Source organism: Pseudarthrobacter sp. rb (assembly GCF_056389225.1).
Genome location: NZ_JBWJAR010000012.1, coordinates 20695 through 47028, shown reverse-complemented (window position 1 = coordinate 47028; position 26334 = coordinate 20695). Strand labels below are relative to the sequence as shown.

The 26334-nt window shown below is 67.8% G+C and carries 26 protein-coding genes and 1 pseudogene; 14 read left to right on the top strand and 13 right to left on the bottom strand.

Translation table 11 applies throughout. The features are described from left to right. Positions 1-219: 219 nt before the first annotated feature. The 3 genes from ACWRN3_RS15685 to ACWRN3_RS15675 form a co-directional block, all read right to left on the bottom strand. Positions 220-2574, bottom strand: a complete 2355-nt coding sequence (locus ACWRN3_RS15685) for an FdhF/YdeP family oxidoreductase (RefSeq protein WP_476741227.1) — start codon at positions 2572-2574, stop codon at positions 220-222. Between the two features lie 197 nt (positions 2575-2771). After that, positions 2772-3392, bottom strand: a complete 621-nt coding sequence (locus tag ACWRN3_RS15680) for an MBL fold metallo-hydrolase (RefSeq protein ID WP_255173446.1) — start codon at positions 3390-3392, stop codon at positions 2772-2774. After that, the gene (locus ACWRN3_RS15675; RefSeq protein WP_476741226.1) at positions 3392-4492 is read right to left on the bottom strand and encodes an S-(hydroxymethyl)mycothiol dehydrogenase; all 1101 of its coding nucleotides are present in this window, start codon (positions 4490-4492) and stop codon (positions 3392-3394) included. The genes ACWRN3_RS15680 and ACWRN3_RS15675 overlap by 1 nt, the downstream gene beginning before the upstream one ends. Before the next feature lie 311 nt (positions 4493-4803). On the opposite strand from ACWRN3_RS15675, the gene ACWRN3_RS15670 reads away from it, so the two are divergent. From ACWRN3_RS15670 to purM, 3 genes are read left to right on the top strand one after another with little or no spacing between them, the layout of a single operon-like run. After that, the gene (locus ACWRN3_RS15670) at positions 4804-5118 is read left to right on the top strand and encodes a hypothetical protein (RefSeq protein WP_324643276.1); all 315 of its coding nucleotides are present in this window, start codon (positions 4804-4806) and stop codon (positions 5116-5118) included. Between the two features lie 58 nt (positions 5119-5176). Continuing rightward, entirely contained in the window at positions 5177-6847 is a 1671-nt protein-coding gene (gene purF / locus ACWRN3_RS15665) for an amidophosphoribosyltransferase (protein ID WP_255173449.1), read from the top strand. Then, the gene (gene purM, locus ACWRN3_RS15660) at positions 6844-7989 is read left to right on the top strand and encodes a phosphoribosylformylglycinamidine cyclo-ligase (protein WP_476741225.1); all 1146 of its coding nucleotides are present in this window, start codon (positions 6844-6846) and stop codon (positions 7987-7989) included. The genes purF and purM overlap by 4 nt, the downstream gene beginning before the upstream one ends. A 46-nt stretch (positions 7990-8035) precedes the next feature. On the opposite strand, the gene ACWRN3_RS15655 is transcribed toward purM, so the two are convergent. Then, a complete protein-coding gene (locus ACWRN3_RS15655) occupies positions 8036-8812 on the bottom strand; it encodes a VOC family protein (RefSeq protein WP_476741224.1) in 777 nt (258 codons plus the stop codon). A gap of 123 nt (positions 8813-8935) precedes the next feature. Between ACWRN3_RS15655 and ACWRN3_RS15650 the strand changes: the two genes are divergently transcribed. After that, the gene (locus ACWRN3_RS15650) at positions 8936-9709 is read left to right on the top strand and encodes an alpha/beta fold hydrolase (RefSeq protein ID WP_476741223.1); all 774 of its coding nucleotides are present in this window, start codon (positions 8936-8938) and stop codon (positions 9707-9709) included. Between the two features lie 167 nt (positions 9710-9876). Here the strand turns inward: ACWRN3_RS15650 and ACWRN3_RS15645 are convergent, their stop codons facing one another. Continuing rightward, the gene (locus tag ACWRN3_RS15645; RefSeq protein WP_159635036.1) at positions 9877-10110 is read right to left on the bottom strand and encodes a DUF3073 domain-containing protein; all 234 of its coding nucleotides are present in this window, start codon (positions 10108-10110) and stop codon (positions 9877-9879) included. A 271-nt stretch (positions 10111-10381) separates the two neighbouring features. Here ACWRN3_RS15645 and ACWRN3_RS15640 point away from each other — a divergent pair, with 271 nt between their 5' ends. Beyond that, a complete protein-coding gene (locus ACWRN3_RS15640) occupies positions 10382-11062 on the top strand; it encodes a septum formation family protein (RefSeq protein ID WP_476741222.1) in 681 nt (226 codons plus the stop codon). 43 nt (positions 11063-11105) lie between these two features. Here the strand turns inward: ACWRN3_RS15640 and clpB are convergent, their stop codons facing one another. From clpB to ACWRN3_RS15615, 5 genes are all read right to left on the bottom strand, one after another. After that, positions 11106-13748, bottom strand: coding sequence for an ATP-dependent chaperone ClpB (clpB, locus tag ACWRN3_RS15635; RefSeq protein WP_324643280.1), 2643 nt, complete (start codon positions 13746-13748; stop codon positions 11106-11108). Between the two features lie 158 nt (positions 13749-13906). Next, positions 13907-14983 carry a sulfate/molybdate ABC transporter ATP-binding protein gene (locus ACWRN3_RS15630; RefSeq protein ID WP_476741221.1) on the bottom strand — a complete coding sequence of 359 codons (1077 nt, stop codon included), beginning with the start codon at positions 14981-14983 and terminating at the stop codon, positions 13907-13909. Continuing rightward, a complete protein-coding gene (locus ACWRN3_RS15625; protein ID WP_476741220.1) occupies positions 14980-15867 on the bottom strand; it encodes an ABC transporter permease in 888 nt (295 codons plus the stop codon). The genes ACWRN3_RS15630 and ACWRN3_RS15625 overlap by 4 nt, the downstream gene beginning before the upstream one ends. Further along, positions 15864-16733 carry a molybdate ABC transporter substrate-binding protein gene (gene modA / locus ACWRN3_RS15620; protein WP_476741219.1) on the bottom strand — a complete coding sequence of 290 codons (870 nt, stop codon included), beginning with the start codon at positions 16731-16733 and terminating at the stop codon, positions 15864-15866. Before modA ends, ACWRN3_RS15625 begins: the two co-directional genes overlap by 4 nt. Continuing rightward, the gene (locus ACWRN3_RS15615) at positions 16730-17140 is read right to left on the bottom strand and encodes a TOBE domain-containing protein (RefSeq protein WP_255173457.1); all 411 of its coding nucleotides are present in this window, start codon (positions 17138-17140) and stop codon (positions 16730-16732) included. Before ACWRN3_RS15615 ends, modA begins: the two co-directional genes overlap by 4 nt. Positions 17141-17257: 117 nt before the next feature. Between ACWRN3_RS15615 and ACWRN3_RS15610 the strand changes: the two genes are divergently transcribed. Both ACWRN3_RS15610 and ACWRN3_RS15605 read left to right on the top strand, forming a co-directional pair. After that, positions 17258-18127: a DUF4031 domain-containing protein gene (locus ACWRN3_RS15610; RefSeq protein ID WP_255173458.1), complete on the top strand. Its 870-nt coding sequence runs from the start codon at positions 17258-17260 to the stop codon at positions 18125-18127. Continuing rightward, positions 18124-18933, top strand: coding sequence for a 2-phosphosulfolactate phosphatase (locus ACWRN3_RS15605; protein WP_255173459.1), 810 nt, complete (start codon positions 18124-18126; stop codon positions 18931-18933). The genes ACWRN3_RS15610 and ACWRN3_RS15605 overlap by 4 nt, the downstream gene beginning before the upstream one ends. Positions 18934-19039: 106 nt before the next feature. Here ACWRN3_RS15605 and ACWRN3_RS15600 read toward each other — a convergent pair whose 3' ends face one another. Next, positions 19040-19456, bottom strand: coding sequence for a YccF domain-containing protein (locus ACWRN3_RS15600; protein WP_255173460.1), 417 nt, complete (start codon positions 19454-19456; stop codon positions 19040-19042). Positions 19457-19569: 113 nt separating this feature from the next. Next, a complete protein-coding gene (locus tag ACWRN3_RS15595; protein ID WP_255173461.1) occupies positions 19570-20181 on the bottom strand; it encodes a phosphoribosylanthranilate isomerase in 612 nt (203 codons plus the stop codon). Between the two features lie 105 nt (positions 20182-20286). On the opposite strand from ACWRN3_RS15595, the gene ACWRN3_RS15590 reads away from it, so the two are divergent. The 7 genes and pseudogenes from ACWRN3_RS15590 to ACWRN3_RS15560 all read left to right on the top strand — a co-directional run bounded on the left by ACWRN3_RS15590 (position 20287) and on the right by ACWRN3_RS15560 (position 24063). After that, positions 20287-20856 carry a HutD/Ves family protein gene (locus ACWRN3_RS15590; protein ID WP_255173462.1) on the top strand — a complete coding sequence of 190 codons (570 nt, stop codon included), beginning with the start codon at positions 20287-20289 and terminating at the stop codon, positions 20854-20856. Positions 20857-20890: 34 nt separating this feature from the next. Beyond that, positions 20891-20971: pseudogene (locus ACWRN3_RS15585) on the top strand (QacE family quaternary ammonium compound efflux SMR transporter); the annotation flags it as partial. Then, positions 20971-21336 (top strand): DMT family transporter, encoded by a 366-nt coding sequence (locus tag ACWRN3_RS15580; RefSeq protein ID WP_255175670.1) that lies wholly within the window; start codon positions 20971-20973, stop codon positions 21334-21336. The pseudogene ACWRN3_RS15585 and the gene ACWRN3_RS15580, both read left to right, overlap by 1 nt. Before the next feature lie 9 nt (positions 21337-21345). Beyond that, a complete protein-coding gene (locus tag ACWRN3_RS15575) occupies positions 21346-21972 on the top strand; it encodes a nucleoside/nucleotide kinase family protein (RefSeq protein WP_476741218.1) in 627 nt (208 codons plus the stop codon). Positions 21973-22003: 31 nt separating this feature from the next. Then, entirely contained in the window at positions 22004-23032 is a 1029-nt protein-coding gene (locus ACWRN3_RS15570) for an aldo/keto reductase (protein WP_476741217.1), read from the top strand. Positions 23033-23089: 57 nt separating this feature from the next. Beyond that, positions 23090-23407 carry a putative quinol monooxygenase gene (locus ACWRN3_RS15565; protein WP_476741216.1) on the top strand — a complete coding sequence of 106 codons (318 nt, stop codon included), beginning with the start codon at positions 23090-23092 and terminating at the stop codon, positions 23405-23407. A gap of 5 nt (positions 23408-23412) precedes the next feature. Next, positions 23413-24063: an MBL fold metallo-hydrolase gene (locus ACWRN3_RS15560; RefSeq protein ID WP_476741215.1), complete on the top strand. Its 651-nt coding sequence runs from the start codon at positions 23413-23415 to the stop codon at positions 24061-24063. 58 nt (positions 24064-24121) lie between these two features. On the opposite strand, the gene ACWRN3_RS15555 is transcribed toward ACWRN3_RS15560, so the two are convergent. Beyond that, positions 24122-26020: a DEAD/DEAH box helicase gene (locus ACWRN3_RS15555; protein ID WP_476741214.1), complete on the bottom strand. Its 1899-nt coding sequence runs from the start codon at positions 26018-26020 to the stop codon at positions 24122-24124. Positions 26021-26334: the final 314 nt, after the last annotated feature.

Genomic DNA, 26334 nt, shown 5'->3' with positions numbered 1-26334 from the left:
CAGTTCACGCCAGGCCAGACGAATGCCGGGCAGCAGGTAGCCGGGCTTGCCTCAGCGAGCGGCTATCGCAAGGACCTGGACCAGGAAGCGGGTCCCCGATGGAAACCACCCGGTGTAAAAGCCTGGTTGGGGGCAACAACGACGGCGACACCCGGCACCTGCCGGACTTGCCGCCGTCCTTATTTCGAGCTCTGGCGCAGCCAACCCACCGCGGTGGGGCTAAGCGTGTGTTCCGGCCAGCGCCCCCGCGGACTCTTCAGCCACGCCCACCCCGCCCTTGTGGGGTTCGAAGCGGACGAACATGGCCTTGAAGCCCGGGGTGTTGGATACGCGGGCGACGTTTTCCTTGTGGACCAGGGCGTTGGCCTCGGGGAAGTAGGCGGCGGCGCAGCCCCTGGCCGTGGGGTAGGCCACCAGGCGGAACTTGTCCGCGCGGCGGTCGACGCCCTGGAAGGTGCTGACCACGTCCACGAGGTCCCGGTCCTGGAAACCGGCTTCGGCGAGGTCATCCGGGTGGATCAGGATCACGCGGCGGCCGCCGGAGATGCCGCGGTAGCGGTCGTCCAGGCCGTAGAACGTGGTGTTGTACTGGTCGTGGCTGCGGATGGTCTGGAGAACCAGGTGCCCCGGCGGCGGGGTGAGGTATTCCAGCGGGCTGACGGTGAACCGGCCCCGGCCGATGTCGGTGGCGAAGGAGCGGGTGTCGCGCGGCGGGTTGGGCAGCACGAACCCGTTCTTCGTCCGCACCCGGGCGTTGAAGTCCTCGAACCCCGGCAGGACGCGGGCGATGTGGTCGCGGATCACGTCGTAGTCCTCGGCCATGCCGCGCCAGTCCACGGAGTGGTCCGGCCCGAACGTCGCTTCCGCCATCCGGGCCACGATCACGGGCTCGGCGAGCAGGTGCTCGGAGACCGGCGTGAGGCGTCCCTGGGTGGAGTGGACCACGGACATGGAGTCTTCCACGGACAAGAACTGGGCGCCCTTGGGATGCTTGTCGTCCTTGTCCGTGCGGCCCAGAGTGGGCAGGATCAGCGAGGTGCGGCCGTGCACGATGTGCGAGCGGTTGGGCTTGGTGGAAATATGCACGGTCAGCCCGATCCGCTGCATCCCCGCCTCCAACGCTTCCGTGTCCGAGCACGCCAGCGAGAAATTGCCGCCCATGGACACGAACACGTCCACCTCGTCGCGTTCGAAGGCCTCCATTGATTCCACGGCGTCGTAGCCATGGTGCCGCGGGGACGTGATCCCGAACTCGGCGTCGATGGCAGAGAGAAGTTTTTCGCTGGGCTTTTCCCAGATTCCCATGGTCCGGTCGCCCTGGACGTTGGAGTGCCCGCGGACGGGGCAGGCGCCGGCACCGGGTTTGCCGAAGTTGCCTTGGAGCAGCAGGACGTTGACCATCTCTTTGATGGTGTCCACCGAGTGCGGCTGCTGCGTCACGCCCAGCGCCCAGCAGAAGATCGAGGCCTTGGACGCCACCAGCATCCCCGCCACCTTCTCGATCTGTGCGCGGGACAGGCCCGTGGCCTTCTCGGTCTCCTCCCAGTCGAGGGTGCGGCGGGCGTCGCGGTAGGCGTCGAACCCGTCCGTCTGCGCGGCAATGAAGGAATGGTCGACGACGGTTCCCGGGTTTTGTTCCTCAGCCTCCAGGAGCAGGTGGCCCAGCGCCTGGAACAGCGCCAGGTCACCGCCCACCTTGATCTGCAGGTATTCGTCGGCGAGCGGGGTGCCACCGCCCACCACGCCCGAGATGGTCTGCGGGTCCTTGAAGTTGAACAGTCCGGCCTCGGGCAGCGGGTTCACGGCCACCACCTTCCCGCCCTTGTCCTTGCACTCCTTCAGCGCGGAGAGCATGCGCGGGTGGTTGGTGCCGGGGTTTTGACCGACGACAAAGATCAGTTCGGAGTCGTGGATGTCGTCGAGGGACACGGTGCCCTTGCCGATGCCGATGGTCGGGTTCAGCGCCGATCCGGAGGACTCGTGGCACATGTTGGAGCAGTCCGGCAGGTTGTTGGTGCCCAGTGACCGTGCGAACAGCTGGTACAGGAACGCGGTCTCGTTCGCAGTGCGCCCGGAGGTGTAGAAGACGCTGCGGTCCGGGGTGGTCGCCCGGAGGTGCTCCCCGATCAGTTCGAAGGCGTCAGCCCAGGAGATCGGTGAATAGTGCGTGTCACCCTGGCGGATCACCATCGGTTCACTGAGCCGGCCCTGGTTCCCCAGCCAGTACTCGGTCTTCCCTGAGAGTTCGGCAATGGAGTGCTTGGCCCAGAACTCCGCGCCCACGGTCCGCACGGTGTTCTCCTCGGCCACGGCCTTGGCACCGTTTTCGCAGAACTCGGCAGTCTTGCGCTTCTTGTCCGACTCCGGCCACGCGCAGCCCGGGCAGTCGAACCCGCCGCGCTGGTTCAGCCGGAGCAGGGAATGTGCCGTCCGGGTCACGCCTGCCTGCGCCACCGCCCGCTCCAGGGCCACCATGACGGCCTTGACGCCGGCGGCCTCGGTCTTGGGCTTGTGGACTTCGAGGTTGTCCTCATTGATGTCCGCGACGGGGGCAGGCTGCTTGCCGAACTTCATTGTCCCAACTTCCTCGCCGGCACCGGGGAACTCCCGGGTCGGCTCTCTTGTTCATTTGCAGTGGAGGGGGGGCGGGCCGCCGGCGGGCCCCCCCGGGGCCCGGTGGGTTGTTAGGGGGGTGCGGTTTTTTTTTCTTGTGGCGGGGGCGGCCGCCCCCCCCCCCGCCCCCCCTCCAGGGCACTCGTTGCTGATTTCCGCTACTGGGAAACCTTCGCCAGCGTTTCCTGCTCCGCGGCGATGGTGGTGTTGTCGCCGTGGCCGGTGCGGACCACGGTCTGAGCCGGGAGCGTCAGCAGGCGTTCGCGGATGGACTTCAGGATGGTGGGGTAGTCGCTGTAGGACCGGCCCGTGGCACCCGGGCCGCCGTTGAACAGCGTGTCCCCGGTGAACACGGTCCCTTCGCTTTCGAGGTAGAAGCAGGTGGACCCCGGGGAGTGGCCGGGCGTGTGGATCGCCTTCAGCGTTGCCCCGCCCACCTCGAACACGTCCCCGTCGGAGTGGTAGCGGTCCGGCTTGGCGTCAGGGTAGACCTGCTCCCACAGCACCAGGTCCTCCTGGTTCAGGAGGATCGGTGCTCCCAGCGCGTCTGCGACCTCCCGGGCGGCCCCGATGTGGTCGTTGTGCGCGTGGGTCAGCAGGATGGCCTTGACCTTGCGGCTGCGGACCTGGTTGATGATCGCGGCGGCGTCGTGGGGAGCGTCGATGATGACGCATTCCTCGTCGTTGCCCACGATCCAGACGTTGTTGTCCACGTCCCAGGTGCCGCCGTCGAGCGAGAACGTGCCCGAGGTGACCAGGTTCTCGATGGTGACGGCCATCAGATCTGCACCGGGCTGACTTCAACTACGGAACGCAGGACCTTGCCCTCGTGCATTTTGCCGAAGGCCTCCTCCACCTGGTCGATGGTGATGCGCTCGGACACGAACGCGTCCAGGTCCAGGTTGCCCTGCTTGTAGTGGGACACCAGCATGGGGAAGTCCCGGGAGGGCAGGCAGTCGCCGTACCAGGAGGACTTCAGCGATCCGCCGCGGCCAAAGACATCCAGCAGCGGCAGTTCCAGCGTCATCTCCGGCGTCGGCACGCCCACCAGGACCACGCGGCCGGCAAGGTCGCGGGCGTAGAACGCCTGCTTGTACGTTTCGGGACGGCCGACGGCGTCAATCACCACGTCGGCGCCGTTGCCTCCGGTGAGGGCGCGGATGGCCTCCACCGCGTCCTCCTGCTTGGAGTTCACGCCATGGGTGGCGCCGAGGGACTTGGCCATCCCGATCTTGTTGTCGTCGATGTCAACGGCGATGATCGTCGTCGCACCCGCCAACTTCGCCCCGGCGATCGCGGCGATGCCCACGCCGCCGCAGCCGATCACTGCCACGGACTCGCCGCGCTTGACCTCGCCGGTGTTGATCGCGGCACCGATGCCGGCCATGATGCCGCATCCCAGCAGGCCCACCGCCGCGGCGTCGACGTCGGGGTCCACCTTGGTGCACTGCCCCGCGGCGACCAGCGTCTTTTCAGCGAAGGCACCGATGCCCAGGGCGGGAGAGAGGACCGTGCCGTCCTCGAGGGTCATTTTCTGGGTGGCGTTGTGGGTGTTGAAGCAGTACTGAGGCTGGCCCTTGGCGCACGCCCGGCACTCGCCGCACACGGCGCGCCAGTTCAGGATGACGCGGTCCCCGGGGGCCACGGACGTCACGTCCGGACCAACTGCAGAGACAACGCCGGTGGCCTCATGGCCCAGCAGGTACGGGAAATCATCGCCGATGCCGCCCTGCTTGTAGTGCAGGTCCGTGTGGCAGACACCGCAGGTCAGGATGTCCACCAGGGCCTCCCCCGGGCCCGGATCCGGCACCAGGATGGTCTCCAGCGACACCGGGGCGTTCTTCTCCCGGACAACGACGGCTTGAACTTTATGGACCATGGTTCTTGTGTTCCTTTCCTGGATCCGGCCGGATCCGGTGAGTCGGCACCAAGTGCCAATCTAGCCGACATGCCACCTCCGGGGACCATGTCATTGCCGCAAAGCTGTGCATCGGATTGCGCATTACACAACACGGCGCACATCGTGCCCACAGCAAAATATGACAGTGGCCACACTTTGTGTCAATAGATATATCAGTTACAGCCTGGTTGGCTATCAGCTGCCACCCCTTGGTAAGTCGCGCGTCTCCGCTCCGGGACGGCGGCGGACCCGTTACACCCACTGTTTCGTCCGGCAGTAGGCTGGATGCCATGGCTTTTCACGAAACCCCTGCCGAGCGGCGCGAAGTAACCGTCCGCCGCGCACCCAAGTACGTTCCCTTTTTGATTGTGGGTGCACTGGCAGGCATTATCGCCGCCGCAGTGGTGGCTTACGCGCTGCCCGGCGACGCCACCTTCGACCCCGGCGCCGTCTTCGGATTCTTCATGGTGATGTTCGCGGCCGGCGGCGCTCTCCTTGGCGCCCTGCTGGCGCTTGTCCTGGACCGCCGCAGCGTGAAGCGGCAGGAACGGGCCGTCGTCGAGGCCGTCCCGGACTCGGAACCTGACACCGATCCCCAAGGCTAGCCGGGTCACAAACTGAAGCGGGGGAAAGTCATACCCCATAACGTGCGATAATCGATCAGTGGCACGCGGCGATGGCAAACTTTCCCATGATCTTCTTCCCGGCGAAAAAGGACCCCAGGATGCCTGTGGCGTCTTTGGTGTTTGGGCGCCCGGTGAAGAAGTAGCAAAACTTACCTATTACGGGCTGTATGCACTGCAGCACCGCGGTCAGGAGTCGGCTGGCATAGCCACCAGCGACGGCAAGCGGATCAACGTCTACAAGGACATGGGCCTCGTATCCCAGGTCTTCGACGAGACCACGCTGAACACCCTGACCGGGCATCTGGCCGTGGGCCATTGCCGCTACTCCACCACCGGCGCCAGCCACTGGGCCAACGCGCAGCCCACCCTGGGCGCTACCTCCACCGGCACGGTTGCCCTGGCGCACAACGGCAACCTGACGAACACCGCCGAACTCAACGCCATGATCACGGAGCGCAACGGCGGGCAGCTCACCGGCGAGATGAAGCAGGGCAACACCTCGGACACCGCGCTGGTCACCGCCCTGCTGGAAGGTGAGCCGGGCAAGAGCCTGGAAGAGACCGCCACCGAGCTTCTCCCCAAGATCAAGGGCGGCTTCTGCTTCGTCTTCATGGACGAAGGAACCCTCTACGCAGCCCGCGACACCTTCGGCATCCGCCCGCTGGTCCTGGGCCGCCTGGAACGCGGCTGGGTTGTCGCCTCCGAACAGTCCGCACTGGCCACCGTGGGTGCCAGCTTCATCCGCGAGATCGAGCCCGGCGAGTTCATCGCCATTGACGAAGAAGGCGTGCGGTCCAAGAAGTTCGCAGAGCCGACGCCGGCCGGTTGCGTTTTCGAGTACGTCTACCTCGCCCGTCCGGACGCCGCGATCGCCGGCCGTTCCGTCTACGAGTCCCGCGTTGAAATGGGCCGCCAGCTGGCCCGCGAAAACACCCACGAAGCGGACATCGTCATCCCCGTCCCGGAGTCGGGCACCCCTGCAGCCGTGGGTTACGCCGAGGAATCCGGAATTCCGTTCGCGCACGGCTTCGTCAAGAACTCCTACGTGGGCCGTACCTTCATCCAGCCCTCGCAGACCCTCCGCCAGCTGGGCATCCGGCTCAAGCTGAACGCCCTTGAGTCCGTGATCCGCGGCAAGCGCGTGGTGGTGGTGGACGACTCGATCGTCCGCGGCAACACCCAGCGGGCCATCGTCCGGATGCTCCGGGAGGCCGGCGCCGCCGCCGTGCACGTCAAGATCTCCTCCCCGCCCGTGCAGTGGCCCTGCTTCTACGGCATCGACTTCGCCTCCCGCGCCGAGCTGATCGCCAACGGCGCCACCATCGAAGAGATCTCCCAGGCCATCGGCGCCGATTCGCTGGCCTACATCTCCGAGGACGGCATGATCGGCGCCACCCGGCAGCCGCGCGAACGCCTCTGCACCGCCTGCTTCACCGGCAAGTACCCCATCAAGCTTCCGGACGCGGACAAACTGGGCAAGAACCTCCTGGAGCGCACCGACCTGGGCGGCCTCAAGCCCTCCCCCGCGGCCCTTCCCGGCGAAACGGCCGCCCTGGCCGTCGACGCCACCGAGGACCCGGCGGAAAAGGCCGGCGCCACGGGCTGCGATCCCGGCCCCGACTCCGAATTCGAGAACCTGCTGACCGAAGCCGACCTCGTGCCCGACGTACACGCCGCCACCAGCGCCGACAAGAAGGACTCCGTATGACCTCCGCCAGCCCCGCCGCAGACAACGCCGGCATCACCTACGCGTCCGCGGGCGTGGACGTCGAAGCCGGGGACCGCGCCGTCGAGCTCATGAAGGATGCCGTGAAGGCAACCCACAACTCCTCGGTGATCGGCGGGGTGGGCGGCTTCGCCGGCCTCTACGATGTCTCCCGGCTGCTGACCTACAAGAAGCCGCTGCTGGCCACCTCCACGGACGGCGTCGGCACCAAGGTCGCCATCGCCCAGGCCATGGACATCCACGACACCATCGGGTTCGACCTGGTGGGCATGGTGGTGGACGACATCGTGGTGGTGGGTGCCGAACCCCTGTACATGACCGACTACATCGCCTGCGGCAAAGTGGTCCCCGAGCGCATCGCCGGCATCGTCCGTGGCATCGCGGCAGCCTGCTCCGTGGCCGGCACCGCCCTGGTGGGCGGCGAGACCGCCGAACACCCCGGCCTGCTGGGTGAACACGAATACGACGTCGCCGGTGCAGCCACCGGCGTCGTGGAAGCCGATGCACTGCTGGGGCCGGACCGCGTCCGCGCCGGCGACGTCGTGATCGGCATGGCTTCCTCCGGCCTGCACTCCAACGGCTACTCCCTGGTCCGCCGCGTCATCAACCACGCCGGCTGGGCCCTGGACCGCCAGGTCTCCGAACTGGGCCGCACCCTGGGCGAGGAACTCCTGGAACCCACGCGCGTCTACGCCGCCGACTGCCTGGACCTGGCCCGCGCCTTCCCGGTCAGCGCCGGCGCGGCCGTTCACGGCTTCAGCCACGTCACCGGCGGTGGCCTTGCTGCCAACCTCGCCCGCGTCCTTCCGCAGGGCCTGGTGGCCACGGTTGACCGTGCCACGTGGGAACTGCCCGCCATCTTCAAACTGGTGTCCGAGCTGGGCAACGTTCCGCTGGCCGACCTGGAACGCACGCTGAACCTTGGCGTGGGCATGGTGGCCATCGTGTCCCCCGAAGCCGCGGATGCCGCCGTCGCACGCCTGAACGAACGGGGCCTGCCGTCCTGGATCATGGGCACGGTCACCGAGGACTCAGACTCCATCCTCAAGTCCGGACCTGACTACGTCCAGGGCGCCAAGGGCGTGGACGGCGGCGCTGTCCGCCTGGTGAACGCCTACGCCTAAAGCCTTTTTTGAGTGCTCCCCACCACCGGCGGGGAGCACTCGGCGTTTAAGCGGGGGTTTGGATCAGGTTGAGGACGCCGCCCTGCGGGTCCCTGATGGTGGCCAGTGATCCGTCGGCGGGACGCTCGTCCGGCTCTACGAGGACCTGGCCCCCTGCTGCCTGGGCGGCTGCTGCCGCCGCGGCAACGTCTGCCGTGCCGTAGTAGATCTGCCAGCCCGCTTCGTCGCCCTCATCGGCAGGAATGACCCCGGCCACCTCGTTGCCGTCGATGAGCAGCGTGCTGTAACTGCCGCCGTCGTCCTGGGGGTATTCGGTGACCTCATGCCCGAAAAGCTGCTGGAAGAAACCGACGGCGGCCTGGGGCTCCGGCGTGAAGAGTTCGGCCCAGGCCAGCGCGCCCGGCTCGTTGAAAAGTTGGCTGCCGTAGTGGCTTCCTGCCTGCCAGATTCCTGTGGTTCCGCCACCGGGAGGAGCGAGGAAGCCCAGAACACCGGTATCGCCTACCGCCTCCGGCCCGAATTCGGCCGCCCCTCCTGCGTGGGCCGCCTCCTCCAGTACGTCCGCAGCGTCTGCGGCGGCGAAGTAGACGTTCCACTTTGCGGAGGTGCCGGCCTTCAGCTGCAGGGGGCTTTGCGGTGCAATGGTGGCCACCAACCGCCCACGGACAAAGGCCTGCGCGTAGCTGCGGCCGTCCGGGGTGGGAAAGTCCTGGAAAGTCCAGCCAAAGAGCCTGCCGTAGAAGTCCTTGGCGGCCGCAACATCGGGGGTCTGCAGATCTGCCCAGCAGGGCTCGCCGTGACGGTATCCCTCAACTAATGCCATGCAGGCAAGGCTACACGGACCCCTTGAGCGGCAAAGGGGCAAGAGGCACAATAACGTCCACACGACTGGGCTCAGGGATCAGCGGCATCATCGGCAGAACGTCAATCCGGAACGGGAGAACACATGGCCGGCATCGTAGACATTGATGGACACCCGACCTGGTTGGAGGACCGCGGCGGCAATGGCGCTCCACTGCTCCTGCTGCACGGCGGCCTCAGCAACAGTGATGCCCTTCTTGGCACTATTGGCACCGGACTCGCGGAACACTACCGTCTCATCGCCTTCGACCGCCGCGGCCATGGATACACCGCCGACACCGATGCCGACTTCCATTACAGCGATATGGCGCGGGAGGCAGTCAGCGTCCTCGAGAGGGTGGCCGCCGGCCCCGCCCACCTCGTCGGCTGGAGCGACGGCGGCATCATCGCCCTCCTCGTGGCACTGGCGCGGCCGGACCTGGTGGCAAAAATGGTCATCATCGGCACCAACTACCACGTGGACGGCATCCATCGAGTGGACATGGACCCGGACTCGCCAGTGTTACAGGAGCTCGCCAGGGCCTACGCCGAGCGTTCTCCTGACGGACCCGGGCATTTTGAGGCGGTGGCCCGGAAAGGGATGCAACTGATCAGCACCGAGCCTTCGCTCACTACGTCCCAGGTCTCGCGGATCCAGCAGCAAGTACTGGTGGCAGTGGGGGACGACGACATTGTAACCCTGCCTCATACCGTCTCCTTGTATGAGGCATTGCCCAATGGGCAGCTGGCGGTGATTCCCGGGGCGTCCCACGGCCTGCCGTTTGAGCAGCCCGCAATACTCACCAGCCTTATGCTTCCGTTCCTGGCGGCCGATGGGCCTCCCATGACCCTCATGCCCGTCAGGCGCCGCGCACGTTAGCCGGGAACGGCAAAAGGTCCGTTGGGGGCACACCGGAAACAGGTGTGGTCCCAACGGACCTTTTTGACTGCGGTCAGCACCGATAGCGCTGCAGAAAAAGCAGCGAGGCGAAGATTATTGAGACTGGCGTGCAAACTGCCTAAAGGGGCAGTCGCTGCCGGCGACAACTAGCCGATGCGACGGTTGTCTACCTCGTCGTCATCGTCATCCAAATCATCCGCGTACTTATCCACATAAGCCGAATAGTCCGGTTCAACCGGCTCATTCGAGTAACGGCTCGTCGAACGACTGCCCGGACCCGTCAGCTCACGCTGAAGTGCCGAGTAGTCAGTGTTCGGGGAGTAGTACTTAATGTCCCGAGCCTGCTTGGTAGCTTTTGCCTTTTGACGGCCGCGCCCCATGGCGTGACCCCCTTTTGTACTTGGACCGGAGGTGGTCACCTTGGCGATCGGTGAGGCCCCGGAATGTTTGGTCAATTTGTCGTACACCTAGATTACATGCTTTCGGCGGGCCCTGCTTGCCGCCTCATGGCCCGGCCGCCCGCGTGGGGTACCATCACGCACCTGCGCCCGCGGGATTCCGGGATTTTTCTTCGGTAGAGTCACTTAAGAACTGCCGATTTTGTGTGGCCTTTGGCGAGCCGCGGTACCAAACCCAGGAGGATGCGCACCCGTGAACCACCAGGACATCCCGCCGAAACCAGCCTTGCCACCCCGGACCGGAAGCCTGCCAACAGTCCAGGGCGGGGACGCCGGTTCAGCACTCGCTCCGGAGTCTGTGACCTGGTCCCAGCCGCGCCAGGATCCCGGGCCCGAAAAGCGGGCCAACAGGAGGCCGGCGTTCTGGAAAGCGTTCCTCATCGTCGTCATCCTCGCCGTTGCCGGCTCGCTGGTGTGGCTCGCCGTGTGGCTGAACTCTGCTCCCGGCACCGACACAGCGAAAAGTGCAGCGCCGGGCGTGCTGCAGACCGCTGTGACTCCGCCGGCCACTCCCCAGCCGCTGCCCCGGGACGGCGTTGCGCCTGCAGACTACGCGGTAGGTGACTGCTTCAAGGACTTCGATCCCCAGGCCTTGGCGTCCACGGTGGTGCCATGCGACACGGGCCATTCCGCACAGCTGGTGGCCACCCTCCACTACCCGGACAGCGCCAAGTATCCGGGGGCAGACCCGCTCAAGGCCAAGGCCCTGGAAGTGTGCCAGGCAGCGAAACTCGGCCCGGCGGCCAAGCAGTTCCAGCTGAACTACCAGCGCAGCTATCCAAGCAACACCAGCTGGGAGTCCGGGGACCGCAGGGTGGACTGCTACGTCACTGCCGACGGCGGCAACGTGATCAACGCGAGCGTGCTGCCCTGACGGCTAAACCGCCAGGGCAGCACTCCCATATCCAATCGGCGGGCTAGTCCTTCCGCCGCACTGAGAGGCCGGAGCTCGGGGCACCCGTCAGCGCGTCGACGTTGCCCTCGGTGAGTTCGCCCAGGTCAGCGGCGGTATCAACCACCACGGTGTCGCCGTCGCTGATCCCACCGGCAAGGATGGCCTTGGCCAGCCGGTCGCCGATCTCACGCTGCACCAGGCGCCGCAGCGGCCGGGCGCCGTAGGCGGGGTCGTAGCCGGACAATGCCAGCCATGCCTTGGCGCCGTCGGTGACTTCCAGGGTGAGGCGCCGTTCGCGCAGCCGCCGCCCCAGCTCCTCCACGTGCAGCTCCACGATGTGGGCCAGCTCGTCCACCGTGAGGGCGTCGAACAGCACCACTTCGTCGAGCCGGTTGAGGAATTCCGGCTTGAAGGACGCGTTCACCGTGGCCATGACCGCGTTGCGCTTGGCCGTGGCGTCCAGGGACTGGTCCACCAGGAACTGGCTGCCCAGGTTGGAGGTCAGCACCAGGATCACGTTGCGGAAGTCCACGGTGCGGCCCTGCCCGTCGGTGAGGCGGCCGTCGTCGAGCACCTGCAGGAGGATGTCGAACACCTCCGGGTGCGCCTTCTCCACCTCGTCCAGCAGCACCACGGAGTACGGACGGCGGCGGACGGCCTCGGTCAGCTGGCCGCCTTCCTCGTAGCCCACGTATCCCGGAGGGGCCCCCACCAGGCGGGCGACGCTGTGCTTCTCGCCGTACTCGGACATGTCGATACGCACCATGGCGCGTTCGTCGTCGAACAGGAAGTCCGCCAGCGCCTTGGCCAGCTCGGTCTTGCCGACGCCCGTGGGGCCCAGGAACAAGAAGGAGCCGGTGGGGCGGTTGGGGTCGCTGATGCCGGCCCGCGCGCGTCGGACGGCGTCGGACACTGCGGTCACGGCCTTGGACTGGCCGATCAGGCGCCGGCCCAGCTCCTCTTCCATGTGGAGGAGCTTCTGGCTTTCACCCTGCAGCATGCGGCCGGCCGGGATACCAGTCCAGGCGGAGATGACCTCGGCGATATCCTCCGCGGTGACTTCCTCCGCCACCATCTGCGCGGACTTGTCCGTCACGGCGGCCTCGGCTTCGGCAGCGGCGTTCACCTCGCGCTCAAGGGCCGGGATTTCCCCGTAGAGGATCCGGGACGCAGCCTCCAGGTCGCCCTCGCGCTGAGCCTTGTCAGCGGCGGAGCGCAGTTCGTCCAGCTTGGCCTTCAGGTCACCCACCCGGTTAAGGCCGGCCTTCTCCGCTTCCCAGCGGGCGTTCAGGGCCGAGAGCTCCTCTTCCTTGTCCGCCTTGTCGGCGCGAAGTGCCGCGAGCCGCTCCACGGATGCGGGATCCGATTCTCCGGACAGTGCCAGTTCCTCCATGGTGAGGCGGTCCACCTGACGCCGCAGCTGGTCGATCTCCTCCGGAGCGGAGTCGATTTCCATGCGGAGGCGTGACGCGGCCTCGTCCACGAGGTCGATGGCCTTGTCCGGCAGTTGACGGCCCGAGATGTAGCGGTTGGACAGGGTAGCGGCGGCCACCAGGGCGGAGTCGGCGATGGATACCTTGTGGTGTGCTTCGTACCGTTCCTTCAGGCCGCGGAGGATGCCGATGGTGTCCTCCACGCTGGGCTCGCCCACGTACACCTGCTGGAAGCGGCGTTCCAGGGCCGCGTCCTTCTCGATGTTTTCGCGGTACTCATCCAGGGTGGTGGCACCGATCAGGCGGAGCTCACCGCGGGCCAGCATGGGCTTGAGCATGTTGCCGGCGTCCATGGAGGAATCACCGGTGGCCCCGGCACCCACCACGGTGTGGATCTCGTCGATAAACGTGACCACCTGCCCCTCGGAGCCCTTGATCTCCTCAAGGACCGCCTTCAGCCGCTCCTCGAACTCGCCGCGGTACTTGGCGCCGGCCACCATCGACCCAAGGTCCAGGGAGATGAGCGTCTTGCCGCGCAGGCTTTCCGGGACGTCGCCGGCCACCATCCGCTGGGCCAGGCCCTCGACGACGGCGGTCTTGCCCACGCCCGGTTCGCCGATCAGCACCGGATTGTTCTTGGTGCGCCGGGACAGCACCTGCACCACGCGGCGGATTTCGGAGTCGCGCCCGATCACAGGGTCCAGTTTGCCGGCGCGGGCCATGGCAGTAAGGTCCGTGCCGTACTTCTCCAGGGCCTGGAAGGTGTTTTCGGGGTCGGGGCTGTCCACCTTGCGGTCGCCGCGAACGCCGGGGAGGGCCGCGAGCAGCGCCTCCCGTGAGGCACCGGCTTCACGCAGCAGGCGTGCAGCAGCATCATTGCCGGCGGAGAGGCCCACCAGGAGCACCTCGGTGGAAACGAAGGAATCGCCCAGCCGGTCCGCTTCCTCCTTGGCGTGCTGGATGGCCTGCAGGGCCGGGCGGGACAGCTGCGCCTGCTGGCTGGAGCCGCCGGAGGTGGCGGGCAGGGCCTTGATGGCGCTGCTGGCCTGGACGCTGACGGCGTCCGGGTCCGTGCCGGTGGCGCGAAGGAGCGCAACGGCGACGCCCTCACGCTGGTCCATCAGCGCTTTGAGGAGGTGGGCCGGCTCAACCTGCGGGTTGCCGGCCGTCGAGGCGTTCATTGCCGCCGCGGAAAGAGCCTCCTGGCTCTTGGTGGTGAATTTGACGTCCAAAGAGAGCTCCTTTCGGGGGCTTGTTGACTAAGTTGAGTGTACTACGCTCAACTTTGCGCGGCGAGGTTCCCCTGCCATGTTTGCCCACGGCGAAACGGCTGTCCAGAGCCGGAAGTCCTTCCGGCCCACCGGCCGGTCCGCACCGGCCGGTCCTGGCGCTATGTGCCGTACACCGACACGGCGGCAGCCTTGACCACGAAGTGCACCGTCATCCCGGGAGCAAGGCCCAAGTCCGCAGAGGCAGCCGGCGTGATATCGGCGGCCAGGCTGCCGGCGCGGACGCGGATCTGGTCTCCATGGGGCTCGAGGTCGGTGATGGTCACAGCAAAAGAGTTCCGCGGGCTTCCGTGGGCGTCGTCGAGGAACACGGACACGGCCGACGGCGGGAACACGGCCACGCCCGGACCGCCCGGCCCGGGCAGCCGGCCGGGTTCCCCGGAGTCGCCCAGTTCTTCGTCGTGCCCCGCGATCCGCAGGCCTTGGCTGGTGCGCACGCCAGCGCCGTCGAGGGCGCCGGGGATGAAGTTCAGTCCGGCAAGTCCGGCAGCAAAGGAGCTGCGCGGTCGTTCCAGCACGGCACGCGTGGGCCCCTCCTCTGCAACCTTCCCGTCTTCCAGGATGACCACGCGGTCCGCGAGCACCAGCGCATCCAGGACATCGTGCGTGACGATGATGGCTTGCCGCCCCGCAAGGACCCGTTTGAAGAGGCGACGCAGCAGCGGTGCGGAATGGATATCCAGGGCGGCCAGCGGTTCATCCAGCAGCAGGAGTGCGGGGTCGGCGGCGAGCGCGCGGGCCACGGCAACACGCTGGGCCTGGCCGCCGGAGAGTTCGGCGGGACGGCGCCCGGCGAGATGCTCCGCTTCCACATCCGCCAGCCAGCGCAGGGCACGCGCCTTCGCATCCCGCTGGGGGACGCCGGCGCTGCGCGGCCCGAACGAGACGTTGTCCACCGCGCTCAGGTGGGGAAAGAGCAGGGGTTCCTGGGCGAGCAGGGCGGTGCCGCGGTGATGGGGAGGCAGCCAGACGGGCTTTCCGCCGTCGAGGTCAAAGAGCGTCCTGCCGTTGAGTTCGGCCCGGCCGCTGTCCGGCCGCAGCAGGCCCGCGATGCTGGCCAGCAGGGTCGATTTGCCGGCGCCGTTGGGGCCCATGACGGCCACCGATTCGCCCGGCCGGACGGCAAGGTCCACGTCGAAACCCCGCCCGGCCACGGCTGCGTGGAAGGACAGCGTCACCGGACGCCCCCTCCGGCCGGTGCGGCCGCCGTCGTCCGTTGTCCTGCTCCGGCACGTGCCGCTGCCGGCTGCCGGTACGCGAGCGCCACCACCGCGACGGCGACGGCCACCAGCACCAGGGACAGCGCGACGGCGGCGTCCGGGTCCGTTTCCCGCTGCAGGTAGATCTCCAGCGGCAGGGTCCGGGTGACCCCCTGGAGGCTGCCCGCGAAGGTCAGCGTGGCGCCGAACTCGCCCAGGCTGCGGGCGAAGGACAGGACCGCGCCGGAGGCCAGTCCTGGCAGGACCAGCGGGAGCGTGACGCGCCGGAAGACAGTGCCCGGGCGCGCGCCCAGCGTTGCGGCCACGGCCTCGTAGCGGGAGCCCGAGGTGCGAAGCGCCCCTTCCAGGCTGACTACCAGGAAAGGGAGCGCCACAAACGTCTGTGCCAGGACCACCGCCGTCGTGGAGAAGGCGATGCGCAGCCCGAGCACCTCCAGGGTCTGCCCCAGCAGCCCTTGGCGGCCGAACGTGTAGAGCAGGGCGATCCCGCCCACCACCGGGGGAAGCACCAGGGGCAGGAGCACCAGCGAGCGCAGCAGCCCCCGCAGCCGGAAGGAGTCCCTGGCAAGGACCAGGGCCAGGGGGACCCCCAGCAGGATGCACAGGAGGGTGCTCGCCACCGAGGTCCGCAGGCTCAGCCCCAGCGCCGTCAGGGACGGCTCCGACGTCACCAGCGGGATGAACTGCGCCCAGTCAATGCGCAGCACCATCGCCAGCAGGGGAAGCACGACGACGACGGCCGCCAGGACTGCCAGCGCACGGACCCACGCGGGGATGCCGGAGTAGGCCGCGGCCTGGGTGCGCGGCCGCGCCCGGGGCGGCCTCCCTGGCGGCTGTATCACTTGCTGCCCGGGCTGGAACCGGCCGGGCCGGAACCAGCGGGGCCGAACCCCGCCGCGGCGAGGACCTTCTGGCCCTCGGGACCGGTGACCAGGTCCACGAACGCCTGGGCGGTGGCCCTGTTCCGGCCGTTGGCGACGCCCGCAATCGGGTAGGTGTTGACTGCACTCCCCGCCTCCGGGAACTGGACGCCCGCCACTTTGGTCCCGGCAGCCTTGATGTCCGTGCCGTAGACCAGCCCCGCATCCGCCTCCCGGGAGGTGACCTTGCCCAGGACGTCAGTGACAGCGTTTTCCTCGCTGACCGGGCTCAGCGCGACCCGCGCCGCTTCCGCCACTTTGGCTGTGGCAGCACCGCACGGGACCTGGCGGGCGCAGGTCACCAGCTTGATGCCCGGCCGGGCCAGGTCCTGCAGGGATGCGACTTTCGCCGGGTTGCCCGGCGGCACGGCGATGGCCAGGGTGTTGGTGGCGAAGTCCTCCGGCGTGCCGTCGGTGAGGCCGGCGTCCTGCACCTTTTGCATGTTGGCCGTGTCCGCGGAGGCGAAGACGTCAACGGGCGCGCCCTGGTTGATCTGGCTGGCAAGGTCCGAGGACCCGGCGAAGCTCAAGGTGACCGTGGTGCCCGGATGTTCCGCTTCGAAAGTGCCCGCGAGTTCGGTGAAGGTCTGTTTGAGTGAGGCGGCCGCGAAAACGGTGATGGCGCCTGCCGGTTTGGTGCCGGAACCGGGGGCGGTGCCGGAACGTGTTCCCGCGTCCGGGCTGGGCGCCGGGGCACAGCCGGACAGGACGGCAAGCAGCAGCACAGCCAGTGCGGGGACGGCGGCCCGGAGGGTGGAAGCCGCGGACCGGAGGGATTGCCGGCTCATGCGGTGGCCCGGCCCTTCGGCGACTCGATGATGACGGTCGTTGCCTTGACCACCGCGGTGGCCACGGCACCAGGTTCCAGCCCCAGCTCACGCACGGCTTCGCTGCTCATCAGCGAGACCACCCGGAAGGGCCCGCACTGCAGTTCCACCTGCGCCATGACCTTGTCCGTGATGACATTGGTAACCAGGCCCACGAACCGGTTCCGCGCCGAACTGCTGCCGCTCTTCGGGTCATCGGGGAGCTGGGCGAGCTTCTGCGCGTGCGTTGCCAGTTCCAGCCCGTCCACCGCCAGGCGGCCGGAGGGGTCCCGGAGCGCGGTGAGGGTTCCCTGCTCCGTCCACCGGCGGACGGTATCGTCGCTTACCCCCAGGAAACGGGCGGCCTCTGAAACGCGGATAAGTGCCATTCGGCGATTCTAGTCCGCACATGAGGGGTGAGGGCACGTTTTAAGACGCAGCAGCGGTCATGAACGTGCCACGCGGCTGAACGGCGTCCGCCGGAAGGGCAGCACTAGACTCCTTCCATGGCCATCTACATCGACCCGCCGCTGTGGCCTGCACACGGAACACACTTTTCGCACCTGGTCTCGGACGCGTCCCTGGACGAGCTGCACGCCTTCGCTGCCGCCGCGGGGATTCCGGAGCGGGCGTTCGACGGCGACCACTACGACGTGCCGGAACGCCGCTTTGATGACCTGGTGGCGGCTGGCGCGGTGTCGGTAGAGGGCCGGGTGCTGGTCCGCAGGCTCATTGCCAGCGGACTGCGGATCCCGGCACGCCGGCGGAACAAGTCATTGAAGGTCCCCCTCCTGAACCGCTGGGAAGCCATCATGCCGGGCCACGACGCCCTGTTCCTGGACCTGCTGGACCGGTGGAGCGAACCGCACCGCCACTACCACGGCTGCACCCACCTGCTGTCCGTGCTGGAGGCGCTGGACCTGCTCACCGAACCGGCTGAAGCACCGCGGACCGTGCTGCTGGCTGCCTGGTTCCACGACGCCGTGTACCGCGGCGCAGCGGGCATGGATGAGGAGGAGTCGGCACGGCTGGCAGAGGAACGGCTTGCCGACGCCTGCCTTCCGGAGGCAGAGGTGGCTGAAGTGGCACGCCTGGTCCGGCTGACCTCGGACCACCGGCCGGAACCGGGTGACGACGACGGCGCCCTCCTTTGCGACGCCGACCTCTCAATTCTCGGCGGCGAACCGGAGGAGTACGCCCGCTATGTTGCTGCCGTGCGGAAAGACTACGCGCACATCGGCGACGCCGACTTCGCAGCCGGCAGGGCCGCCGTCGTCCGCCACCTGCTGGAACTGGACCCGCTCTTCCGCCACCAGCGGGCCAAAGAACTGTGGCAGGACGCCGCGCACCGCAACCTGAACGGCGAATTGAAGTGAACGCGCCCGGCAGCAGCGAACGGCACACGTACTCCGCCAACGCGGCGCACCGGCAGCTGCCCTTCACGGTCCGGCTGGACTGGGGTCTGGATGGGGCCAGGACGGTGGTCTCCGGGGCCGACATAGCCGTGGTGGTGGACGTCCTGTCCTTCGGCACCTGCGTCAGCGTGGCATTGGACCGGGGCGCCGACGTCTTCCCCTACCGCTGGCGGGACACCACTGCAGAGGACTTCGCCGCCCACCACCAGGCCCAGCTGGCAGGCCCCCGGAACGGCGGCGGACTGAGCCTGTCCCCCGCCAGCCTCCGCGCGGCCGCCTCGCTGGAGCGGGTGGTCCTGCCCTCCCCCAACGGTTCTGAACTCTGCCATGCCCTGGCGGCGGAGGTGCCACTGGTGGCCGCAGTATGCCTCCGGAACGCCGCGGCCACGGCAGACTGGGTGGCCGCCAACCTTCCCGGCGATGCAGTGGTGGCGGTGATCGCCGCGGGCGAACGCTGGCCGGACGGCACCCTCCGCCCTGCCGTGGAGGACCAGATCGGAGCCGGAGCTTTCATCGCAGGGCTGGTGGCCTCCGGCAAGGGCGGCTATGAGGCCGGGGACGGCAGGCACGGCTATGCTCCGGAGGCAGTGGCGGCCATGGCTGTCTTCGAAGCGGCCGAGCCGCGCCTGCGCGAAACGCTCCAGCAGTGCGCCAGCGGCCGGGAACTGTCCGGAGCTGGCTACGCGGAGGACGTGGACATCGCCGCTGAGTTGGACGACAGCGACTCGGCAGCCATCCTGCGGGACGGGACATTCCGCCCGCTGTGACGGGACGGCACCTTTGACGGGAAGCCACCGCCCGGCAGTAAGCGGCGGTCCTGCGGGATGGGAGTCCTGCCTGGCGGTACTTCCTACCTGACGCGGTACGTCCCGCCTAGCGGTAGGTCCTGAGGGGATAGGTGCTCGCAAAAGGCGTGGTGCTGGGCACGATCTGCTTCCCCAGCGGCATCAGGGACACCGGAATGAGCTTGAGGTTGGCGATGGCCAGCGGGATGCCAACGATGGTCACAGCCATGGCGAACGCGGTCACCACATGTCCAATGGCAATCCAGATCCCGGCCACCAGCAGCCAGATCACGTTGCCCAGCAGCGGGAAGACACCTGTGCCGCCGGGCTTGTCCACCACCATCCGGCCAAACGGCCACAGCGTGTAGGCAGCGATCCGGAATGAGGCAATGCCCCACGGGATGGTGACGATCAGCAGGCAGCAGACCACACCCGCCAGGAAGTAGCCCAGGGCCAGCCAGAAGCCGCCAAAAACCAGCCAGATGATGTTCAAAAGTGTCTTCATGCACCCATTGTGCCCTTGACCCCCTGACAAAAAGGCCTTCGGCCCAAAAGATCGGGGACATCCCTGATCCTCCCCTGACCCTGATCCGCCCGGGCCACCAGAGGCTTGGGCGGCTAAACCGTGGCAGCCGCTTTCGCAGCCTGGACGAACGCCCGGACCTTGGCCAGGTCCTTCACGCCGCGGGTCGCTTCAACGCCGGAGGAAACGTCCACGCCCCAGGCGTGCGCGGCGGCTGCTGCCTGGCCGACGTTCGCCGCCTCAAGGCCGCCGGCGAGCAGCCAGTTCCGTCCCTGAAGCACGGGCAGGGCCGCCACGGAGGCGTAGTCCCAGGACTCACCGGAGCCCGGTACGGCGGCATCGATCAGGAGCAGGTCCTCACCCCAGTCTTCGAACTCGTCCTGGCCCGCACCCATGGTGATGGCCCTGACCAGCTTCATGCCGGCGTCGTGCACTGTTGCCACGTCTGCGCGTGACCGGCCGCCATGCAACTGGATCCATTCCAGGCCCGCGGCCCGGGCGATGGCAATGGCATCGGCGGTGGGCTCGTCGCGGAAGACTCCGATCGGGGTGACGCTCTCCGGAACCCCGGCCAGCAGGGAGGCTGCCTGCGACGGTGAGACAACGCGGGGGCTGGCGGTGAGGACAAACCCCACGGCGTCTGCGCCGGCGTCCACTGCTTCGCGGACAGATTCGGGCGTGCTGAGACCACACACTTTGACGAACATTCCCGGGCTCCTTCAGGCTGTTTTCGTGTTGACCCCCCGGAGGAGATTAGCAGGGACCGGACACAACTGCGATGAGCGGTCCTGGCGGGGAACTAGGCTGGGCTGATGCAGATCATCCGCTTCGCTGACCTCAAGGCCGAACCATGGCGCAACGGCGGCGGGGTGACCAGGGAAATTGCCCGCCAGGCTTCACCCGACGGCGGGTGGGACTGGAGGTTGAGTATCGCGGACGTGGCCAAGGCAGGCGACTTTTCGCCTTTTCCGGGCATGGAGCGCGTCCTGACGGTCATCGAGGGCGAACTGCTGCTCCTCACCGTGGACGGCGCGGAACAGCCCCTGGAGAAGTACCGTCCGTTCCGGTTCGACGGCGGCGCCGCCACCGGGGCCAAGCTGCCCACGGGTGACATCCGCGACCTCAACGTCATCACCCGGACCGGGGCGTTCAAGGGCTTTACCTCCATCATTGAGCTGTCCAAAAAGCGCGCCCACCCCGTGTTCGAGGGGCAGTTGGGGGTTCTGCTGCAGGGACAGGCGAAGGTCAGCGAAAGCGCTGGGGAACCACTGGAGCTTGGTCGATACGACACAGTCGTGGGGTCGGACAGCGATTCCCCGGAAATCCTGGGCCGCGGCTTCCTGGCCGTGGTGTCCATCGACCCGAACGGCCCCACGGTCTGACTCCCGGCGCAGCTGGTGGGATTGGGCACCATAGGTTGAACGGCCGACGGCGGCGCGCCTGCTGCTGCTCTCCGGAATCGCCGCGTGCGTGGTCGGCCTCAAGGTGGTGGCGTGATGTTGAAACGCAGCCTTCCGTGGCTGGTGCTGCTGGCCTCCGCCGTCCTGGAGGCGGTCTGGGCCACCGCGCTCGGCCTGTCCGACGGGTTCACCCGGCCCGTGCCCACCATCGTCTTCGCCGTCACCGCAACGCTCAGCATGCTGGGCCTCGGCATGGCCATCCGGAACATCCCGCTGGGCACCGCCTACGCCATCTGGGTGGGCATCGGCGCCGCGCTGACGGTGGGCTGGGCGATGGCCACGGGCGTTGAGCCCTTCAGCGTGGTGAAGCTGCTGTTCATTGCGGGGATCGTGGGCTGCGCCGCTGGCCTGAAAGTGTTGCCGGCCCAAAAAGATGCGCCGCGGGTGCGCAGCGGTGACTAGGCTTTTGCCATGCACTCCCCCGAGATCGCCATGGCCGTGGATGCGCTGCGGCGCCGGCTGCTGCCCGGAACGCGCACCATCCTGGGCATCGCCGGGGCGCCGGGGTCCGGCAAGTCCACCTTTGCCGCCTGGCTGCAGGAGCAGTTCAGCCCCGGAACCTCGGTAGTGGTGCCGATGGACGGCTTCCACCTAGGCAACGCGATCATCGAAGGGACCCCGCTCCGGCAGCGCAAGGGAGCCATTGATACATTCGACGCCGGCGGCTACCTTTCGCTGCTGCGCCGCCTGGCGCAGCGGGACGAGGCAGTGGTGTACGCACCAGAGTTCCGCCGCACCCTGGACGAGCCGGTGGCCGCCTCCATCGCCGTCCCGGCCGAAGTCCCGCTGGTGATCACGGAGGGCAACTACCTGCTGGCGGACCAGGAGCCGTGGAAGGAGGTGCGGGCGCAGCTGGACGAAGTGTGGTTCCTCGAAACGCCGCCCCCGCTCCGGTTGCAGCGGCTGGTGGACCGGCACATCTCGTTCGGCATGGAACGGGACGCAGCGGTTGCCTGGGCCACCGGGCCCGATGAAGCCAATGCCCGGCTGATCCAGGCCACCCGCCCGGCGGCTGACCGTGTCCTCCCTTGGCTGTAATTTTCAAAAGCAGGAAACGAACAGGAGAACCATGGCAAACGCACCCACTGAACCCGGCACCCCTGAAGCCGCGGGAACTGTCCAGCTCGGCGACGGACTGACCGTCAGCCGCCTGGGCTTCGGCGGCATGGCCCTCACGCCGGTCTACGGCGAGGTGGACCCTGCTGAGGCACTGCAGACCCTGCACCACGCCGTCGACGCCGGGGTCAGCTTCATCGACACCGCTGACATCTACGGCGGCGGCACCAACGAGGAGCTCATTTCACAGCTGCTCAAGGACCGCCGGCACGAAGTGCAGCTGGCCACCAAGTTTGCGCTGGTGGGAACCCCCACTGACGGCTACACGGATATCCGCGGCGACGCCCGGTATGTGCGCGAGGCCGTGGACCGGAGCCTGCAGCGGCTGGGAACCGACGTCATCGACCTCTATTACATGCACCGCCGCGATGTCCGCGTCCCCATCGAGGAAACCGTTGGAGCCATGGCCGAGCTGGTCAACCAGGGAAAGGTCAAGCACCTGGGCCTCTCCGAAGTGACGGCACAGGAACTGCAGGACGCATCGGCGGTCCACCCGATCTCGGCGGTCCAAAGCGAATGGTCCATCTGGAGCCGGGACGTGGAACGCAACGTGGTTCCAGCCGCCGCCGGCCTGGGCGTCGGCTTCGTCCCGTACTCCCCGCTGGGCCGCGGCTTCCTCACCGGAACCGTGGACACGTCAAGCCTGGGCGCCAAGGACTTCCGGCGGAACATCCCCCGTTTCGCTCCGGACGCCGCAGGCGCCAACCAGGCCGTGGTGGACGCCGTCCGGTCCGTGGCCGACCAGCTCAACGCCACGCCCGCGCAAGTGGCCCTGGCCTGGCTGTTGGCCCAGGGCAAGCGGCTCGGCCTGCCGGTCGTTCCCATCCCCGGCACCCGCAAGGCCGCCCGGATCGACGAAAACCTCGGCGCACTTGCCCTGGAGCTCACCCCGGCGCACCTGGAGGCGCTGGACGCAGCGTCTGACGCCGTCGTCGGCTCCCGTTCCGCGGACCCCACGTGGGTGTCCGAAGGGCGGGAATAGGGCGCGTTTCCCAAAGCCATCACACTGTACCTTTTGACCGATACCCCAAGGAGACCCATGACTGCCATCGTCCACTTTGAAGTCCAAATCGATCCCGCCCGCCGGGAGGACGCCGCCAAGTACCTCTCCGAAACCCTGGCCGCCACCCGGGCGTGGCCCGGCAACCAGGGGATCGAGGCTCTCGTTGACGACGCGGACCCGTGCCACATCCTGGTGGTGGAAACCTGGGCCACCACGCAGGACCACGACGACTACGCCGCCTGGCGGAACACGCCGGAAGGCAAGAGCGAGCTGCACGAGATCCTGGCCGGCCCGCCGTCCAAGCAGGTCTACTCCACCACTATGCCTCTTGACCTGCAGCCGTCCGCGGGCTGACGAGCATGGACTCACTTCGATATGACCTGCCGGCCCTGACCATCCGCAGCATCTCCGTCAGCGGGATGGACAACAACGTGTACCTGCTGACCGCCAAGGAGAGCGGCGCACAGGTGCTGATTGATGCCGCTGACGATCTCCCGGCCATCCGCCAACTGCTGGCGGACGGGGCTGCGGACACCTCTGCAGCTCCGCGGCTTGCCCTGGTGGCCACCACGCACCAGCATTGGGACCATGTGCGGGCCCTGAAGGAACTGGTGGAAGCCACGGGGGCGCGTACGGCAGCAGGGGCGGACGACGCCGATGCGCTGCCAATTGCCGTCGACCGGCGGCTCGGGCACGGGGACACGGTGGCCGTGGATGGCTTCGAGCTCACGGCGGTGCACCTGCGCGGCCATACGCCCGGCTCCATCGCGTTTGTCTATGAGGACCCGGAAGGACCTGCGCACATCTTCTCCGGCGACTCGCTGTTCCCGGGCGGCGTGGGCAACACGGAGAAGGACCCAGAACGGTTCAACCAGCTCCTGTCCGACGTCACGGAGCGGCTGTTCGGCGCCTACCCGGACACCGCCGTCGTCCATCCCGGGCACGGCAAGCCAACCACGCTGGGTGCCGAGCGGCCGCACCTCGATGAGTGGCGCGCCCGCGGCTGGTAAATCCCCTTAAATGGCTGAGCGGGCCCACCTAAAAGGCGGGCCCGCTCAAAAAGCACTTCTAGCGGCCGCGGCGCTCGTTCGACGCAGGTGCGGACGCGCGGCGGGGGCCGCTGCGGGCGGGACGGCCCGAGCCGCCGTTGCCTGAACTGCCGCTGCCGGAACCGTAGGAGCCTCCCGAGGTTCCGCCGGTGTTGGAGGACCAGACTGCCTTGCTTCCGCCGGTTGCGCCGGAGCGCTGGCCGGAGGTACCCGCTGCGGCGCGCTGGCCGGTTGCGGGGCGTCCGCTGCGCTGGCCACCGCCCGAGGCAGGGCGTCCGCCGGCGGGGCGTCCGGTGCCGCCACGGGGAGCGTCACTGCGGGTGATTCGCGAATCGCTGCGGCCCTCGCCTGCACGCCCGTCCGATCCGCGGCCGGCCGATGAGCGGCCACCTGCTGCGGGAACGTCGTTGCGGTGGGTCGAAGCGGTGCCGCGGCCGCGGGCGTTGCGGCGGGCAGCGGCTGCTGCCACTGCGCGGTCCTCGTTCTGCTCGGCATTGCGGTCGAACGCGGCACGGGCTTCCGTGCGGCCCTCGAAGGCGACAGCCCGGCGCTCGGCGCGGGTGGCGTCGCTGCGGGCGGGTTCAGCCGAAACCTTGCCGCGTCCACCACGTCCGCCACGTCCACCGGTGGTGGGAGCAGCCTGGCGGCGTGCACGCTTGCGCTCCGCGTTGGCGCCGGTGGAGGTGCCGCCGCCCTGCTTGGGTGCCTTGGCTGCCAGCAGCGCGGCACGGGTGCGGGGGTCGACCTTCTCCGCAAGGTCGCCAACCAGTTCAGCCACGATGGGTGAGCTGGCCGTGACGCGCTCAAAGCTGACGTCCACGCCGGCGGCCTTCATCAGCTTCTTCACGTCGGCCTGCTGCTCAGGCAGGGTCAGCGTGACCACGGTGCCGTCGGAACCGGCACGCGCGGTGCGGCCTGAACGGTGCAGGTACGCCTTGTGCTCGGTGGGCGGGTCCACGTGGATGACCAGTTCGACGTCGTCGACGTGCACACCGCGGGCGGCGACGTCGGTGGCCACCAGGACGCGGACGTCACCGTTGGAGAACTCGGCCAGGTTGCGGTCACGCGCATTCTGGGAGAGGTTGCCGTGCAGGTCCACGGCGGGGATCCCGGCGTCGGTCAGGGTCTTGGCCAGCTTGCGGGCGTGGTGCTTGGTCCGCATGAACAGGACGCGGCGGCCGGCGCCGGAGGCGAGCTCCACGATCAGCTGCTTCTTGACGGTCTGGTCGTTGACCACCAGCACGTGGTGCTCCATGGTGGTCACCGCTGCCTGCGGATCGTCCACGGAGTGGGTGAGCGGGTTGGACAGGTAGCGCTGGACGATCTTGTCCACGCCGTTGTCCAGGGTGGCGGAGAAGAGCAGGCGCTGGCCCTGGCTGGGGGTCATGTCCATGAGCTTCTTGACCACCGGCAGGAAGCCGAGGTCGGCCATGTGGTCGGCCTCGTCCAGGACGGTGATCTCCACCGCTTCAAGGGTGAGGATGCGCTGGCGGATCAGGTCCTCCAGGCGGCCGGGGCAGGCGATGACGATGTCGACGCCGGCGCGCAGCGCCTTTTCCTGCCGGGCCTGGGAGATGCCGCCGTAGATCACGGTGGTGTTCAGGCCGGCGGCCTTGGCCAGCGGCTCGATGGTGGCGTTGATCTGGGTTGCCAGTTCACGGGTGGGTGCCAGGACCAGGCCCATGGGGCGTCCGGGCTTGCGGAAGTACTTGGCTTCCCGCTCAGCGAGTCTTGCTACAAGCGGGATAGCGAAAGCAATGGTTTTACCGGATCCGGTCCGGCCCCGGCCCAGGACGTCACGGCCGGACAGCGTGTCCGGAAGGGTCTTCACCTGAATGGGGAACGGTTCAACGATTCCCTGGGCGGTAAGGGTGTCTGCAAGGGCCTTGGGAGTACCGAGGGCAGCAAAAGTAGTCATGTAGTTTTTTACGGTCTTTCTGGCGGTATCCAGGCGGATATCGGCCCCCGATGCCGGTTGGACCAGGGGTTTCGCCGAAGAAAAGTCAGGTGATCAACCGGGCGCTGTAAATAAGGACAGCCGGCCGGGACCAAATGGAACGCGTTCATCGACGCAGGATGTGCCTCTCACATGAAGAAAGCCCACTCCCTGGAAAGGAACCTCCAGATCCGGAGCAGGCGGCATCACTGCACATCAAGTTCCCCCAGTCTATCATCCCCGCGCCGGGAACCCGTCGTCGGCGTTGCCTTCGGGGGCATGGCGGGGCAGTGTTG